General features: G+C 62.1%; 16 protein-coding genes and 1 tRNA gene. 16 read left to right on the forward strand and 1 reads right to left on the reverse strand.

All coding sequences use genetic code 11. From position 1 onward, the window contains the following. Window positions 1-608: 608 nt before the first annotated feature. From Q4G22_RS07320 to Q4G22_RS07365, 10 genes are all read left to right on the forward strand, one after another. Window positions 609-740 carry a hypothetical protein gene (locus Q4G22_RS07320; protein WP_303385250.1) on the forward strand — a complete coding sequence of 44 codons (132 nt, stop codon included), beginning with the start codon at window positions 609-611 and terminating at the stop codon, window positions 738-740. Window positions 741-924: 184 nt separating this feature from the next. Continuing rightward, window positions 925-2,007, forward strand: a complete 1,083-nt coding sequence (locus Q4G22_RS07325) for a tyrosine-type recombinase/integrase (RefSeq protein ID WP_303385251.1) — start codon at window positions 925-927, stop codon at window positions 2,005-2,007. 210 nt (window positions 2,008-2,217) lie between these two features. Continuing rightward, window positions 2,218-3,480 (forward strand): site-specific integrase, encoded by a 1,263-nt coding sequence (locus Q4G22_RS07330; protein ID WP_303385252.1) that lies wholly within the window; start codon window positions 2,218-2,220, stop codon window positions 3,478-3,480. Then, entirely contained in the window at window positions 3,480-3,890 is a 411-nt protein-coding gene (locus Q4G22_RS07335) for a hypothetical protein (protein ID WP_303385253.1), read from the forward strand. The genes Q4G22_RS07330 and Q4G22_RS07335 overlap by 1 nt, the downstream gene beginning before the upstream one ends. Window positions 3,891-4,285: 395 nt before the next feature. Further along, entirely contained in the window at window positions 4,286-4,501 is a 216-nt protein-coding gene (locus Q4G22_RS07340; RefSeq protein WP_303385254.1) for a helix-turn-helix domain-containing protein, read from the forward strand. Next, window positions 4,494-4,793 (forward strand): hypothetical protein, encoded by a 300-nt coding sequence (locus Q4G22_RS07345; RefSeq protein WP_303385255.1) that lies wholly within the window; start codon window positions 4,494-4,496, stop codon window positions 4,791-4,793. The genes Q4G22_RS07340 and Q4G22_RS07345 overlap by 8 nt, the downstream gene beginning before the upstream one ends. A gap of 378 nt (window positions 4,794-5,171) precedes the next feature. Further along, window positions 5,172-5,738: a hypothetical protein gene (locus tag Q4G22_RS07350; RefSeq protein ID WP_303385256.1), complete on the forward strand. Its 567-nt coding sequence runs from the start codon at window positions 5,172-5,174 to the stop codon at window positions 5,736-5,738. Window positions 5,739-5,976: 238 nt separating this feature from the next. Beyond that, window positions 5,977-8,877: a TOPRIM and DUF927 domain-containing protein gene (locus Q4G22_RS07355; protein WP_303385257.1), complete on the forward strand. Its 2,901-nt coding sequence runs from the start codon at window positions 5,977-5,979 to the stop codon at window positions 8,875-8,877. 893 nt (window positions 8,878-9,770) lie between these two features. Continuing rightward, window positions 9,771-9,968 (forward strand): hypothetical protein, encoded by a 198-nt coding sequence (locus Q4G22_RS07360; RefSeq protein WP_303385258.1) that lies wholly within the window; start codon window positions 9,771-9,773, stop codon window positions 9,966-9,968. A gap of 10 nt (window positions 9,969-9,978) precedes the next feature. Beyond that, window positions 9,979-10,740, forward strand: a complete 762-nt coding sequence (locus tag Q4G22_RS07365) for a hypothetical protein (protein WP_303385259.1) — start codon at window positions 9,979-9,981, stop codon at window positions 10,738-10,740. Window positions 10,741-10,836: 96 nt separating this feature from the next. On the opposite strand, the gene Q4G22_RS07370 is transcribed toward Q4G22_RS07365, so the two are convergent. Continuing rightward, a tRNA-Lys gene (locus Q4G22_RS07370) sits at window positions 10,837-10,912 on the reverse strand. A 95-nt stretch (window positions 10,913-11,007) separates the two neighbouring features. On the opposite strand from Q4G22_RS07370, the gene dapF reads away from it, so the two are divergent. From dapF to Q4G22_RS07400, 6 genes are all read left to right on the forward strand, one after another. Continuing rightward, window positions 11,008-11,847, forward strand: coding sequence for a diaminopimelate epimerase (gene dapF, locus Q4G22_RS07375; protein WP_303385260.1), 840 nt, complete (start codon window positions 11,008-11,010; stop codon window positions 11,845-11,847). Then, window positions 11,840-13,093 carry a tRNA (N(6)-L-threonylcarbamoyladenosine(37)-C(2))-methylthiotransferase MtaB gene (gene mtaB, locus Q4G22_RS07380; RefSeq protein ID WP_303385261.1) on the forward strand — a complete coding sequence of 418 codons (1,254 nt, stop codon included), beginning with the start codon at window positions 11,840-11,842 and terminating at the stop codon, window positions 13,091-13,093. The genes dapF and mtaB overlap by 8 nt, the downstream gene beginning before the upstream one ends. Before the next feature lie 101 nt (window positions 13,094-13,194). Further along, a complete protein-coding gene (locus tag Q4G22_RS07385; protein ID WP_303385262.1) occupies window positions 13,195-14,130 on the forward strand; it encodes a carbon-nitrogen hydrolase family protein in 936 nt (311 codons plus the stop codon). Beyond that, complete coding sequence (locus Q4G22_RS07390; protein ID WP_303385263.1) at window positions 14,127-15,047, forward strand: histone deacetylase family protein; 921 nt, start codon at window positions 14,127-14,129, stop codon at window positions 15,045-15,047. The genes Q4G22_RS07385 and Q4G22_RS07390 overlap by 4 nt, the downstream gene beginning before the upstream one ends. Next, window positions 15,044-15,280: an exodeoxyribonuclease VII small subunit gene (locus Q4G22_RS07395; protein ID WP_303385264.1), complete on the forward strand. Its 237-nt coding sequence runs from the start codon at window positions 15,044-15,046 to the stop codon at window positions 15,278-15,280. Before Q4G22_RS07390 ends, Q4G22_RS07395 begins: the two co-directional genes overlap by 4 nt. Then, a complete protein-coding gene (locus Q4G22_RS07400; protein WP_303385265.1) occupies window positions 15,280-16,143 on the forward strand; it encodes a polyprenyl synthetase family protein in 864 nt (287 codons plus the stop codon). Before Q4G22_RS07395 ends, Q4G22_RS07400 begins: the two co-directional genes overlap by 1 nt. Window positions 16,144-16,161 lie beyond the last annotated feature (18 nt).

The raw sequence follows: 16,161 nt of genomic DNA on the forward strand, positions 1-16,161 counted from the left end.
CTCCTTCTTGTTCACCCCGGCCCACCATGGGCAGGGGGTCATCGCGAACAAGAAGCGCGGACAACGACAACCAAACCAAAGTACCAAGAGACCCACTGGTCATCGGTGGGTCTCTGCTTCGCCGTCCCTCGCCCACGGGAGTCCTCGGGGAGCCGTGGCCGTGGGGCCGGTTTAGCGATAGGGAGCGAGCCCCCCGCGAGCCCGAAGGCTCAAGATGTGATGACTTTTCCTTCCGCAGTGACCAACTGAAAGCATACATAGCTGTCTGATCAGCCATTTTCAAGAACAAAGTTCGCTTATGGCGATTTTTTTTGTTTGTACAGCGATCGACAACGGTTCGCATTGCCGACGTCTACCTTCAGGAGCAGTGGATCAGCTTTGGTCGGCGTTCGGGTCAAAAGTGGCAAGCGCTTCGTTGTGCCTCGTGCAGTGACGCAGTCACCTGTGGTTCAAGAATATACGGAATTTCGCCGTAACATTCGATATATCGACTAATTCTTGCTATATGTAAGCTCATATTGAGCTCGCAAAGATTGAGCAAAAAAGTAAATCAAAACAGTTGGTTGTGACCAAAATATCCGCTATGATGGCCTCGTTTGTGTTTGAGGATGGCAAGGGCGCTGAACTGGATGATCGTGGTGCTGATCCCGATTGTTAAAACTGCCGGTATCGTGGGCCTGACGGCCAGCGATCTGCGAGGAACCGATGTGGCGGCGCGGAAGGAGAGGGTTGTTATCTGATGGCTAATCGTTCTGTCGCTATCACTCCAACCGAACTGACAGGGTATGCGAAAGCTATGCAGGAAGCCGGAATTGTGAGGTGGACGGTGACGGCAGAAAAGCCTGACGGAACCCGCTTGACTATTACGGCTGGTGAACAGTCCACTAGTCGAAACGAAGTCGATAGAATGCTGGGACTAGACTGATGCGCAAGAACCCGTTCCCCGGTGCGGCCATCGTTAACGATCCCCGAGGCGGTAAGCGTATCCGTCTTCGCAAGACTATCAAAGGCCGCAAGATCGATTGCTATCTGCCCGGCCCTTGGGGAAGCAAGGCGATGATCGAAGCATACAAGGCTACGATCACGGGAACGCCGGAACTCCCAAAATCCAACAGCCCGCGTGGCACCTTTGATCACCTCATTACCCACTATCTGGCTTCAAAGCAGTTTCAGGAACTTCGCGAATCGAGCCGGTATCATAAGCGCCTGCGGCTGGACTGGATCAGGTCAAAGCTTGGTGCCGCTCGCATTGCAGACCTTGAGCCGCGCCATGTCGAGCATCTGATGGACCTAAAAGGTGGAAACACCGCTGCTAATCGGCTGCACAAGGAACTCGGTGAGATCTATAAGTATGCGAGGCGAAAATTCGGTTTCAGCGGCCTGCCCCCGACCGAGCGGGTTGACCGCCGTAAGATCAAGGGCACCGGGTTTCATACTTGGACCGATGGCGAGGTCGCACAATTTCGCGAGCACCACCCGAGCGGCACCCTTGCCCGGCTCGCCCTGGAACTCATTATCGGGACTGGTGCTGCGCGACAGGATGCCTGCGCCATGGGTCGCCATAACATTAAGGGCGGTTCAATCTGGTATCGCCGAATCAAGACGGGGCAGGATGTCACACTGCCGCTGCAATACTTACCAGAGTTGCGGGCGGAACTTCGGCAGATACCTGCGACACAGATGCTGTTCATAGTCCACGGTGGCAAGCCCTACACCGTCGAAAGCTTCGGCAACTGGTTCGCTGATCAGTGCGATGACGCTGAGCTTCCTTCTCGGTGCCGGGCGCATGGTCTACGGAAATACGGCGCGACCCGCCTAGCGGAACGTGGGGCGACCGAATGGCAGATCGCGGCATTTTTAGCCCACAAGGATACGCGAGAGGCGCGGCGATACGTCCAAGCTGCCAGTCGCGTGAAGATGGCAGCCGATGGGCTGGCCCATCTAGAAAATGTCCAACGGATCGGATCGTTGGACAAAACCAACCAGCAATATGCTGAAAGGAAATGATAAAATGCAAACAGTGGTGAGCCCGACAGGATTCGAACCTGTGACCCACTGATTAAAAGTCAATTTCCGTTCGTTTTCTGGGCTTATCGCGGCTTGTCGAAATATTTCTAACTATCCGTGTTTGCGTGATATTTTTTCACCTTGCGTTGCCGCGTCATATCATAGATTGCTTTTATGGTGTGCCCCCGGTGTGCCCCAGAAATGAAAGCGATGACCGAGACCGAAAAGACAGCCCGCACCTGCAAGCTGACAAAAGCCAGTGTTGACCGGCTCATCAGAGAACATCAGGGCAAGCGTGTAGATTGGACTGATACGGTGACGCCGGGGTTTATCTTACGGGTCAGTGACGGCGGGGCGTCTTTTGCGTTCCGGTATCGCGTTGGGGGCGGTCGCGGCGCGAGAATGCGAAAGGAAACGATTGGCAAGGTCGGCGCGATCACGCTGGATGCGGCGCGCAAGCGGGCGCAGGCGCTGGCCGCAGAGGTGACGCAAGGCGGCGATCCGTCTGGCGACAAGGCCAAGTGGCGCGCTAACCCGACCGTTGCCGAACTGATGCTGCGCTATCTGACAGACCATGCGGAACCGCACAAAAAGGCGCGATCTGCCGCCGGTGATCGCCTGCATATTGCCAACAGGATCAATCCCGCCATTGGATCTATGAAGGTCAGCGATATTGCCCCGGCTGATATTGAGCGGCTTCATCTGTCTGGCCGGGCCACGCCATATCTTGCGAACCGGGTTCTTGCGCTGTTGTCCAAGGCGTTTTCACTGGCCGAAAAATGGCGCGTTCGGGATCGGGGAACGAACCCCTGCCGTGACGTGACGCGCTTTCCCGAACGCAAGCGGGAACGCGCGCTGTCGCCGGATGAGGTCGCCAGCTTTGGGGCAACCCTTGATCTGGCCGAAACCGCTGGAAGCCTGCACATGCCAAGCGGGCGGTCGCGGCAGATCGCGCCTGCGGCGGTGCTGGCTGTGCGGCTGATCCTGCTGACCGGGGCGCGGCGTGGGGAAATCCTGTCGCTGCGATGGGATTATGTCGATCTGGCGCGGGGGCGGCTGGTGCTGCCCGATAGCAAAACCGGGGCAAAGGTCATCCCCATTGGGCCGATGGCGCGGCGGCTGCTGGATGCCGCCCCGCGCGTGGCGGGCAATCCGTTCGTGATTGTGGGCGAAAAGCCGGGGTCGCATCTGGTGGACATAAAGGGGGCATGGGACGCGATCCGCACTCACGCGGGCCTGCCTGATCTGCGCCTTCACGATCTGCGGCATGGGTGGGCGTCTGTCGCGGTTGAAACTGGTGCATCGTTGCGGTTGGTCGGGGGACAGCTTGGGCACACGCAAGCGGCGACAACGCAGCGTTACGCCCATGTCAGGGATGATCCGGCCCGCCAGCTTGTCGATGAGGTGGAGCGGGCGATTGCGCGCGATCTGGCCGGGGGCGGCAAGGTGGTGCCTTTCAGGGGGCGCGAATGATGGGATACCGACTGCTTCTTGCCCATCGTCCTGACCCAGACGAAAGCCTGCTGTTGTTTGGCTTATTGCGATGTTACGACACCATAGGCGACCCGTCCTTTACCTTTGAGCGGGATCACATTCTTCATGAGCGTTCGGCCTATCATTTCATATATGATGACCTGTCGCCCATGCAGCGCAATGAATTGCAGATGATTGATGACTTTTGGCGCGCCCATCCTGTCGCGTTCGATGATGATTTTTGGACCTTTCACCATTGGACCGACAAGAAAACCGAGTTGCGCGGATGGGTCGAGGATGAACAGGGGCGCACCCCGCACATCCCGCATTCGCATTGGTGGTGGTGGCCGCTGTTGCCTGACCGGCCAGAGAAAAGAACGCCGCCTTGGCTGCGGGGCGGTCAGGGGTGATCCGCTGGTCATCACCTGATCGTTACCGCGCTGCGCGCTAATGGGTCGCGAAAAATATGCCGGGGGGGTCCGTTAAGTCTTTGATTTGGCGTGCGGCGGATTTGCGGACCACATTATTCTGGAATGAAATCAGTGAATTGCGTGATTGACCGGCACCACCTGCGTTGCCATTGTGTGTCTGCGGATAGTCTGACTGTTCGCTAATGTCGGGACGGGTGGCGCAGTCTGGAAAACAAAGCCACCCGCCCCATCGTCAAAGCTGACGGCGGCGCGGGGCCGCTGGGCCGGTTGCACCCGGCCTTGCGGTCTAGCTGCCCCGAAAATCCCCGGCGTTGCAAGGGATTTTCACGGGCAGGATTTCGCCCCGCCGTCCAGATCGAAAGGAACCGGGGCACATGGAAGCCACCGAACTGCTGACCGTTGGGCAAGCTGCCGAACGGCTGAAACTTTCTGTCACCACGTTGAACCGCTGGCGGGTCACTGGCGAAGGCCCGGCCTTTGTCAAGATGGGTCGGGTGGTGCGTTACACCCCTGCGGCGCTGGCCGCGTTCGTGGATGGCAACGGCCATACCTCGACCATGCCTTACACCACGGGGCGAGCTCATGTCTGACGGCGATCAGGCAAGCGCACCGCGCGGCAACTGGCGGGAAGAAAGCGACGATTACGCGGGTGAGATTTTCCGCCGTGGGGCGCATCGGGTCATCACCTGCCCGCGCGGCCTGCAATGGATCGTGCAGCAGCGGCGCTGCAAGGCTGGTCACGCGCGCTGGCGGTCGTTGCACTACTGCACCACCCGCGCGGCGCTTGTGCGGCTGTGGCGCGGCGCAGAACCGGGCTGCGGGCCAGTTCAGGCGCTGGACGACCTGCCGCCGCGCGCGGCGCTGATGAGCCGGGGACGTTAAGAATGTTACAGTATCACATGAATACCCCCGATGCGGTGACGAAAAGCGGTAATTTCCGGCTTGGGTCAGGCGAAAGCCCCTTGACCGGGGCCGCGTCCGCCACCAGAATCAGCCCATCCACGGGGGTTCCCGTGGGTAGCACGGCGAAAAGGGCCGTGCCGGGAATACCACCCCGCCAGAACACAAGGCGCTGTAAGCCGCGCCGTTTCCGCGCGGCTTTGCCATATCCGCAGGCATGTCCTGCGCCTATGGGTCGGGCGTCCGGGGCCGCGAAAGCGGGCCGTTTCCTTGTGTGCGGCAGTGGTATCCCCGCTCGTCCGGCCCACCAGTTTACCACTATGGCGGGCCGGTTTCACATTGAAACACAAGGGGCTAACCATGTCTGACCTGAACGAAACCACCCAAACACCCACCACCCTGACCGGCATTTTCGACCAATGGGACGCGATCATCCGCCGTCTGGATGATCCGGCAACGCCGGAATGGGAAGCGAAATTGCTGTGGCAGCGTGAACGCGACCTGTGCGCCGCTGCGGCAAAAATCCCGGCCAGAAATCACCTTGACCTGTCGATCAAGCTGGTGATGGACATGAGCCAGATCACCCCCGAAACCAACCTGATGCGCAGCGCCGTAAACGATGCGCGCCGGGTCGTCGCCAGCAATCAAGGTGATGCGCAATTGATCGTGCTGTTCCGCCATTGGAACGCAGCGCGTAATGTCGTCATAAGCAACGACGTAAGCGAAGAAACATCTGATCTTATTGGTGAATTGGTCGATGGCATGGCGGATGAAGCCGCCACAGTCCCGGCCAACACCCCGCGCGGGCTGGCGGTCAAGATTATGATGGCGGGCGACATGGAAATGGGCAATCGACCGATTGTTGAAAGCACAAAGCGCGACATTTACCGCCTTGCCGGGCTTGGGGCGAACTATCGGGAAGCATGATCTGACCCAAAAAGGGACTTGCCGCGCTTGCGCGGCTTGAGAAGCGCGGGCTTGCCCGCGCGCCCCTTGGGTCAGTGTTTCACTGGGTCAAATGGCCGGACGGTTCCACCGGGCGCAACGCCGCCGGGGTGTGCTGTCATGGCCGAACGGAACAATTCCCGCCGCCGCTGGCAGGCCGGGAATGTGAGGTAAAGCAATGGGATACGAAAACAGCACCCGGATAGATTGGGAAGCCTCAATGCCAGCCGTGGCGCGCGCCTTGTTCGGGGAACCGGATGAAAAGCACGGCGGCGGCAAGAATTGGCGATGGGGAAAGAAAGGGTCTCTGTCGGTCAACGTGGAAAAGGGCGTGTTCACAGATCACGAAACCGGCGATACGGGTGGAGCTTATGACCTGATCCGCCGCGAAACCGGGCTGACCGGCGCGGCGGTGGTGGACTGGTTGCGCCGGGAATGTCCGGGCGCGGATGTGCCGGAAATCACCCGCGCGGAACAAGATGCGCGCCGGAAAAAACAGGCGAAAGAGCGCCGCGACAGGGATAAATGGGCGGCGGACAAGGCGGCGGAAATCTGGCGCGGCGTGCGCCCCGCTGCGGGGACGCTGGCCGAAACCTATCTGGCGGGCCGTGACCTGTCTGCCGCCGGGCAAGCATTCATCCGCTGCGCGCCGGATTGCTGGCACGGTGGGCTGAAACAGAAAATCCCGGCCATGATTGGCGGCGTGACCGTCTGGCCGGGTGATGAAGTCCGGGCCGTGCATCGCACCTTTCTGGCGGCGGATGGCGGCAAGCTGACGGCAGAGGGGCACGACGCAAAGATGATGCTTGGCCCGGTGTCTGGTGGCGCGGTGCGCCTGTCTGGCGCGGGCGATACGGGCGGGCCGCTGATCCTGTGCGAAGGGATAGAAACCGGGCTATCGCTGGCCGCTGCGGGCGTCGGGCCGGTCTGGGCGGCGCTAAGCGCAGGCGGCATAAAGGCCGTGGTGTTACCGCCCCCGGCGCGGGGTGCTGACAGTCCGTGCGCGGCGGATGGGCGCGCGATAGCTGTGGGCGCGGATAATCACAGCCAAGATGACCAATCCCCCGCGCAGGAAATGGGCGCGATGGGCGCGGGCGCGGGAAATCCCCGCCAAGATGGCAAGTCCCCCGCAGCGCCAGCCCTTGACCATGCGCCGCGCGTCATCATCGCCGCTGACCATGACAAGGCTGGCCGGGATGCAGCAGAAACGCGGGCGGCGGCGTTGGTGCGCGCGGGCTATGCGGTCTCGGTCGTGGTTCCGCCTGATCCGGGGCAGGATTTTAACGATCTGCACCGCGCGGCGGGGATTGAGGCCGTGCGCCGGGTGCTAACCGGGGCGCAACCTTTTGGCACGGAACCCCCGGCCCGACTGCTGAACAGCGAAGGCTGGCCGTTCTATGTGAATGAAAAGGGCGTGTTCTATACCGCTGAACGCACCAACAAGGACGGGGACGCGGTGCAGGACGTTGTGAGACTGTCAACGCCCATCCATGTCGAGGCGATAACGCAGGCTGGCGATGGCACGGGATGGGGGCGCATGGTCTGCGTGGTCAGCCCGACCGGCCAGCGGAACCGAACGATCTTGACGGCTGCGGATATTGCAGAGGGCGCGCGGGCCGGGGTGTTCCGGGTGCTTTCATCCCTTGGGGCAACCCTGCCAGCGGGCGCGCGGCTGCGCGACCGGCTGCTGGATTACCTGATGGAAGCGCAGCCAGATCGCCAACTTATCGCCGCAGATCGCACCGGCTGGCACGACGAAACCGGGGCGTTTGTCTTGCCCGACGCCAGCTTTCAAGATGATCTGGCCGGGCCGTCCGTGGTCTATCACAACCCTGCGTCATCGGGCGCGCGCAGCCCCTATCAGGTCAAGGGAACGCTGGCAGAATGGAAGGAACAGATTGCCAAACCGTGCCGGTGGAATAGCCGCCTTGTGTTCGCGCTGTCCGTCGCCTGCGTCGGGCCTCTGATGCGCCTGATTGGCGGCGAAGGTGGGGTTTTCCATTTCAGCGGGCCGTCATCTATCGGGAAAAGCACAATGCTGACCGTGGCCGGTTCGTTCTGGGGCGGCGGCGGGCTGCACGGGTTCCGTGATACATGGCGGGCGACCGATAACGCGCTGGAAAGCAAGGCGCAGGAACATTCCGATACCCTGATCTGTCTGGATGAACTGGGGCAGTCCGAAGCGGGCGCGGCGCAGCGGGCCGTTTACATGCTGGCACAGGGTGCGGGAAAGTCGCGGATGGATAAGGGCGGCGCGGCGCGGGCGCTGTCGCAATGGCGCATTAGCGCGCTGTCCACCGGCGAAATCGGTATGCTGGAAAAGCTGGCAGAGGGCCGGGGCGCGTTTGTGCTGAAAGACGGGCAAGAGGCGCGTTTCGTGGAAATTCCGGCGGATGCTGACGCTGAGATGGGGATTTGCGAGGTGCTGAACGGCTTTGCTTCACCAGCGGCATTGTCTGAACATTTCAAAGCCGCCGCCATGCGGTGCTACGGCGCACCTGCGCGGGCCTATCTTGAAAAGTTGGTTCCAGACCGAGTGCGCGTGGAAGGTCTTGCGCAAGAGAATATCCGCAGGATGCGCGGTCTGCTGGCGAAGAAAGGTGCGTCGCCCGCCGTTGATCGTGTCGCACATCGCTTTGCCCTTGCGGCAACGGCGGGGGCGCTTGCGTGGAGTTATGGCATTCTGCCTTTCACAAGAGGCGAAATCGACCGGGCTGCACTGACCTGTTTTGAAGCATGGATCAGGGCGCGCGGCGGCGCGGGGTCGGCAGAGACCTATCAGGCTGCGCGCCGGGTGCGATCATTCATAGATCAATACGGCGGCAGTCGGTTTCAGGACTTTGACAATACACCCCCGCATCCTGTCCAGAGCCGCAGCGGGTTCCGGCGCGAACAGCCCGGTGGAAGTCAATCCGGGCGCAGGTATGAATACTTTTTCCTATCGTCATCGCTGCGCAGCGTTCTGGAAGGGCTGAACTTCAGGGCTAGTATTAAGGGCATGGCGGCAGATGGGCTTTTAGTCGGGGTCGATGGGTCGGCGGCGGCAGTCATCCGGGTGCCGTCAGAACGCGGCACGTTCCGCCTGTATCCTGTAAGCGATAAGCTGTTCGATCAGGATTGACCCACAAGGAAGGGTTGCCATGCGCGGGCGCAGTGCAGGCCGTCGCCCGCGTTTTTTTGTGTCACAGTAGGTTCAGCACGATGATCAGATCAGGATCGCGCGTGTGAGAATGCCTGTAAAAAACGTAACAGCGTAACAGAGGGATGAATTTTCCAGTAAATACATGATATTAAATTGAAAAATGTGTTACGATTCTGCCGAAAAAAACGTAACACAAGCGTAACAAGCGTAACAGATGAGCCATCTATGCTGACCTTTTGTTACGCTTGTTACGCTCTGTTACGCGCCGAAAATCGCAAACCGTAACGCCTTTTTCTATTTTGTGTCAAATAAATAGCAGGCCGCGTTACGCTGTTACGCTTTTTTGCAGGCATAGCCTTATACAGCGATACGAAAACACGCCCGACCCGGCAGGACTGCGTTGTCGCAGCAACACATGATGCGGATCAGCAACAGCGCCCATGCCCGCTCATATGGGGGGTTCAATGGGGGGGGTGTTCGGAAAAAAATCGCGGTTCTCTCAACCCGATTGATCGCCCTATGGTTGTGTAAATTGCTTCCTGCGTGGCGCAGTCGTTTTCCCATCGCGGAACCCGGAAATTATCCACCATGTGGAAAATCATTCTGCTGCCTAGATTTTGAAAACTGGCCTGACGCGATACAAAAGGCGGCGACAACAGCATGGGATTGGAAGCTATGATTGCCTGCCCGAAATGCGGCGAAAGGTCCGGTGTCTATGCCTCGGTGAATGAGGGGACGTTTGTTCGCCGTTGGCGGGCCTGTCCCGGCTGTGACTTTCGGTTCAGGTCGTATGAAAGCGCTTTGGATATTGAGCCTGTCAAAGCGCATCTGAACCCGCGTCGCCTCACGCAAAAGAACGGAAAGGAAAGAAAATGCGCACCATCATAAAGAACATGCCAGCCGATGGCACCGAAATTACCCCGGAAACTGTCCGGCAGATCATGCGTGAGGAAATCGCCCGCGTGGTTGGGGCGGTTGCAGAGGCGATGACCGCCGCGCAGGTCCAGAAATCCGGCGGCTATATCGACCGGCACGGGCGCGGATGGGTGCCGTCTGACAGCATCATGTGAGGGGCAGGCAATGACGAATGTTAGCTTTGTGCCCGCCGATGTGCCGCAGGAACTGCGCGCCGCCATGTATCAAGCGTTTGACACCCTTGCCGCTCAGCGGGCCAAGGTGGATCGTCTGAAAGCCGCGCTGGCAGAGGTTAAGCAGGGTATCGCGCAAGACAAGGCCGAACTTGAGGCCGCGCGCACGGCCTATGTTTCGGCATTTGATGCTGATGTGCAGGGCACGGATGCTGACCCGAAAAAGCCGCAGGATCGCCGCGCGGCAATGTCGCTGATCGGCGGGCGCATCTATGCTGCCGAACAGACCATCCCAGACTTTGGGGCGTCTATCGCAGCGGCAGAGGCGGAAATGGTGCCGTTCAGGCAGGCGTTTGACCGCGCCAGAATGCAGGTGGTTCGGCGACTGCGCGCCGGGTCGCCGCGCCACGATACGCCGCGTTCATCGCTGCTGTCGTTGCCGGACGTGCTGGCCGGTGATGAGGTGTTCGATTTGGCTGCCGCAATGCAGATGTATCTGGCCCATTACTATGACCTGCCGCGCGAAGGCGGCGCGGCGTTTGTGCCGGGCGACGGGATGGGACGCTTCTTTGGCTTCCTTGGCAGTTTTTTCCGCCCCATGACCGCAGATGAGATTGCCGACCAGAACGCGCGGCTTGAGGCGGCGATATGGGGCGACCGGGAACCGGAACCCCGTGTCAAGATGCCGGAACACCTGCCACCCAAAGATGCGCTTGGTTCCGGCTTTCATTGGCACACGATGGGCACGATCTGAATCGCCGCCGGGACCGTTTTTCATCACGGTGTGCCCCCGGTGTGCCCCAAAGCAACAAGCCGCGTCTTGCACGCGGCCTTAACCTATTGAATTCAGTGGTGAGCCCGACAGGATTCGAACCTGTGACCCACTGATTAAAAGTCAGTTGCTCTACCAACTGAGCTACGGGCCCACGACAGGGGCGCTGAATAGGGGGGGGCGCGGGTAGGGTCAAGAGGAAAAATCACCCTTCTGGCGGAATCATTGCGACGGGCATATATCGGCGACATGAGTGAACAGAACAAAGCTGGCCTGCCCTTCATCAAGATGCACGGGCTGGGCAATGACTTCGTGGTGATCGACCTGCGCGGGGGACTTGATGCGCCTGCGCCGGAACTGGTTGCGCGGATTGCTGACCGCCACCGGGGGGTGGGCTTTGACCAGATGGCGACGATTCAGGGCGATGCCGATGGCGCGGCCGACGCGCGACTGGTGTTCTGGAACGCCGATGGCTCGCGCAGCGGGGCTTGTGGCAATGCGACGCGCTGCATTGCGCGGCTGCTGATGGACGAATTGGGAGCAGACCGACTGGCGCTGCGCACCGATCATACCGTCTTGCAGGCCGAAGATGTGGGGGCTGGGCTGACGCGGGTGAACATGGGCGCGCCAGTGCTGGACTGGCGAGCGATTCCCTTGGCGCGGGATGTGGACATCGACCATCTGCCGATCACCGGCGATCCGGTCGCCACCGGCATGGGCAATCCACATATGACCTTTTTCGTGCCGGACGCAGGGCTTGTCGATCTGGAGCGGTTCGGGCCGCTGCATGAACATCATCCGCTGTATCCCGAACGCACCAATGTCGAGGTGGTGCAGGTTCTGTCGCCCGATCAGATCATCTTGCGCATCTGGGAACGCGGCACCGGGGTCACGCTGGCTTCGGGGTCGTGTTCCTGCGCGGCGGTGGTGGCGGCGGCGCGGCGGGGGCTGACCGGGCGGCGCGTGACGGTGAACGTGCCGGGCGGGCGGCTGTTGATCGACTGGCGCGAGGATGGCGTCTGGATGGAAGGCCCGACGGCCGAGGTATTTCGCGGCACATTGACACCCGCATGGCTGGCCGATGGATAAGCCGCCGGTTTTCGCGACGCTTGGCTGCCGCCTGAACGCCTATGAGACCGAGGCGATGCGCGAGATGGCCGAGGCCGCCGGGCTGTCAGGCGCGGTGATCGTGAACACCTGCGCCGTGACCGCCGAGGCGGTGCGCAAGGCGCGGCAGGAAATCCGCCGGTTGTCGCGCGAAAATCCCGGCGTGCCGGTGATCGTGACCGGCTGTGCGGCGCAGACCGAACCCGAAACCTTTGCCGCCATGCCCGAGGTGACGCGGGTGATCGGCAATCACGAAAAGATGCAGCCGGAAACGTGGCAGGCGATGGGACCGGATTTCATCGGCGACACCGAAAAGGTGCAGGTCGATGACATCATGTCCGTGCGCGAAACGGCGGGACATCTGATCGACGGATTCGGGCGGCACCGGGCCTATGTTCAGGTGCAGAACGGTTGCGATCACCGCTGCACCTTTTGCATCATTCCCTTTGGGCGCGGTAACAGCCGCAGCGTTCCGGCGGGCGTGGTGGTTGAACAGATCAAACGGCTGGTCGGACGCGGTTTTAACGAAGTCGTGTTGACCGGGGTTGATCTGACAAGCTGGGGCGCGGATCTGCCCGGTGAACCGCGTCTGGGTGATCTGGTGATGCGCATCCTGCGGCTGGTGCCGGATCTGCCGCGCCTGCGGATTTCGTCGATCGACAGCATCGAGGCGGACGAGAACCTGATGTTGGCGATTGCGACTGAACCGCGCCTGATGCCGCATCTGCACCTGTCCTTGCAGGCGGGCGACGATATGATCCTGAAACGGATGAAGCGCCGCCATCTGCGCGATGACGCGATTGCCTTTTGCGAGGAAGCGCGGCGGCTGCGCCCGGACATCGTGTTCGGTGCCGACATCATCGCCGGTTTCCCGACCGAGACCGAGGCGATGTTCGAAAACTCGGTTCGGCTGGTGGGGGATTGCGGGCTGACGTTCCTGCATGTGTTCCCCTATTCGGCGCGCAAAGGCACCCCGGCGGCGCGGATGCCGCGCGTGCCGGGGGGCGCGATCAAGGACCGCGCGGCGCGGCTGCGGGCTGTGGGCGATGCCGCGCTGGCGGCGCATCTGGCGGCGCAGGTCGGGCAGTCCCGGTGCATTCTGACCGAAGGCCCCCGGCTTGGCCGGACCGAGCAGTTCGCCGAGGTGACTTTTGATCGCGACATGCCCGAAGGGGCATTGATGGACGTGCGGATAACGGGACATGATGGTGCCCGGCTGATCGCGTAGGACCGGGGGTTTCACACCCCACCTCCGGGTCGCCTCGAACCAGTGGCGGGGACCCGGTGATCCCGTGGGATATTGGGAAACGAAAGACGAAGGGGGAGAAGATGGGCAAGATCAAGGTGGCGGTGGCGCAACTGCCGGGTGCGCCGGACGATGCGATGGCGGCGGCGCATCAGGCGGCGGATGCCGTGCGCGAGGCCGGGGCCAAGGGCGTGCGGCTGGTCGTCTTCCCCGAGGCGTTTCTGGGTGGCTATCCCAAAGGGGCCAGCTTTGGTGCGCCGGTCGGTTTGCGCAAGCCCGAGGGGCGCGAGGCGTTCTTGCGCTATTACCGCGCGGCGGTTGATCTGGACGGGCCAGAGGTGGCGCATCTACAGGAGGCTTGCGCTGATACCGGAGTGTTCACGGTCATCGGCGTGATCGAACGCGATGGCGGCACGCTGTATTGCACCGCGTTGTATATCGACGGCGCGCGCGGTCTGGTGGGCAAGCATCGCAAGCTGATGCCAACGGCGGCGGAACGGTTGATCTGGGGCTATGGCGACGGGTCCACCATGGCGGCGGTCAAGGCGGATTTTGGCACGGTTGGTGCGGTGATCTGCTGGGAAAACTATATGCCGGCCTTGCGGATGCATATGTATGCGCAGGGTGTGCTGTTTTACTGTGCGCCAACCGTCGATGACCGCGACAGCTGGCTGCCGACGATGCAGCATATCGCGATGGAGGGGCGCTGCTTTGTGCTGACCGCCTGCCCGCGCATCACCCGCGCAGCCTATCCCGACGATCACGAATGCGCGCTTGGCGATGATCCCGACACGGTGCTGATCCGAGGGGGCAGCGCCATCATCGGGCCGCTGGGGCAGGTGCTGGCCGGGCCGGATTACAGCAACACCGGGCTGATCTGCGCCGAGGTTGATACCGATGATGCCATCCGGGGCAAGTTCGATTTCGACGTGACCGGCCATTATGCCCGCCCGGACATATTTCAGTTGGGCGTGGATACACGGGCGCGCTCTGCCGTGGTCGCCGGAAATGCCGAATGACGACCGCGCTGTTCACACATCCGTCTGCTGACGGGCACCTCACCCCGCCCGGCCACCCGGAGCAGGTTGCGCGTCTGGCCGCCGTGCTGGATGCGCTGGCCGATCTGGACCTTGACCGGCGCGAGGCCCCGCTGGCCGATGAATCCGAGGTGCTGCGCTGTCACCCCGCCCGCTATCTTGTGCGGCTGCGGGACGCTTTGCCCCAGGCGGGCAGCGTGACGCTGGATGCTGACACGCATCTGTCGCCGGGCAGCCTTGAGGCCGCGCTGCGGGCCGTGGGCGGGGCCAATGCGGCGGTGGATGCGGTGCTGTCGGGGGCTGTGGGCAATGCCTTTGTCGCCATGCGCCCGCCGGGCCATCATGCGGAAACCGCCACAGCGATGGGGTTTTGCCTGTTCGGCACCGTCGCCATCGCGGCCAAACGGGCGCTGGATCATCACGGGCTGTCGCGTGTTGCCGTGCTGGATTTCGACGTGCATCACGGCAATGGCACGCAGGATTTGCTGTGGGATGAGGGGCGGGCATTTTTTGCCTCGACCCATCAGATGCCGCTGTATCCGGGGACCGGGGCGGCGACGACGCGCGGGGCGCATGGCCAGATCGTAAATGTGCCGCTGCCACCCGGATCGGATGGTGCGACGGCGCGGCAGGCGTGGGATGCGATCCTGCACCGGATGGATGCCCATCACCCCGAACTGGTGCTGATTTCGGCCGGATTCGATGCCCATGCCGACGATCCCCTCGCGGAACTGAACTGGCACGAGGGCGATTTCGCCGCCATCACCCGCGCCATCTGCACTGCGGCGGCTGCGGCAGGTGCGCCGGTGGTATCCTGTCTTGAGGGCGGCTATGATCTGTCCGCGCTTGGCCGTTCAGCCCGCGCTCATGTCCAGATCTTGCAGGAGTTTTCCCGATGACCGATCTTGCCGCGCTGTCGTTTGAAGACGCGATGAGAGAACTTGAATCCGTCGTCGCCCGGCTGGAACAGGGCGAGGCCAGCCTGGACGAATCCATCGCGCTCTATGAACGCGGTGCGGCCCTGCGCGCCCATTGCGAGGCGCGGCTGAAGGCGGCGCAGGAACGGGTGGACAAGATCACCCTGTCGCAATCCGGCGAACCGACCGGCACCACCCCGGCCGAGGGGTTGTGATGCGTGACCGGCTGGCCGATGTTGCCGCGCAGGTTCAGACGGCGCTTGACGTGGCGATCATGGCGCTGCCGCAGGGCGAATTGCGCGATGCCATGGCCTATGCCACGCAGGGGGGCAAGCGGCTGCGGGCGTTTCTGGTGATGGAATCGGCGCGGCTGCATGGGGTGCCTGATCCGGCGGCGCTGCCGGTGGCCGCTGCGGTCGAGGCGCTGCACGCCTATTCGCTGATCCATGACGATCTGCCCGCGATGGATGACGACGATCTGCGCCGGGGGCAGCCGACCGTGCATGTGAAATGGTCGCAGGCGACGGCGATTCTGGCCGGTGACGCGCTGCAAACGCTGGCCTTCGATCTGTTGACTGCCCCGGCCATCGGCCCGGACGCGGCCCGGCTGGTGCTGGTCGGCGCATTGGCCCGCGCGGCGGGGGCGCAGGGCATGGTCTGGGGACAGGCGCTGGATATTGCCGCCGAAACCGCGCCACAGCCGCTGGATCTGGATGCGATCATCCTGCTGCAAAGTGGCAAGACCGGCGCGCTGATCGAATTCGCTGCCACCGCCGGGCCGCTGATCGAGGGCGCCGACCCGGCGCCGCTGGTGGCCTATGCCCGTGCGCTTGGGCTGGCGTTTCAGATTGCCGACGACATTCTGGATGTCACCGGCAACGAGGCCGCCACCGGCAAGCGCGTGGGCAAGGACGACGCCGCAGGCAAGGCCACCTTCGTGTCGCTGCTGGGGCTGGACGGGGCGCGCGACCGCGCGGCGACCCTGGCCGGTCAGGCGGTGGCCGCGCTGGAACCTTATGGCGAAAACGCAGGAAACTTGCGCGAACTTGCGCGTTTCGTTATCGAACGCGACACCTGACCGACGCGCCCGGAGGGC

It is taken from the genome of Paracoccus sp. (in: a-proteobacteria), assembly GCF_030538655.1.
Classification (GTDB): domain Bacteria; phylum Pseudomonadota; class Alphaproteobacteria; order Rhodobacterales; family Rhodobacteraceae; genus Paracoccus.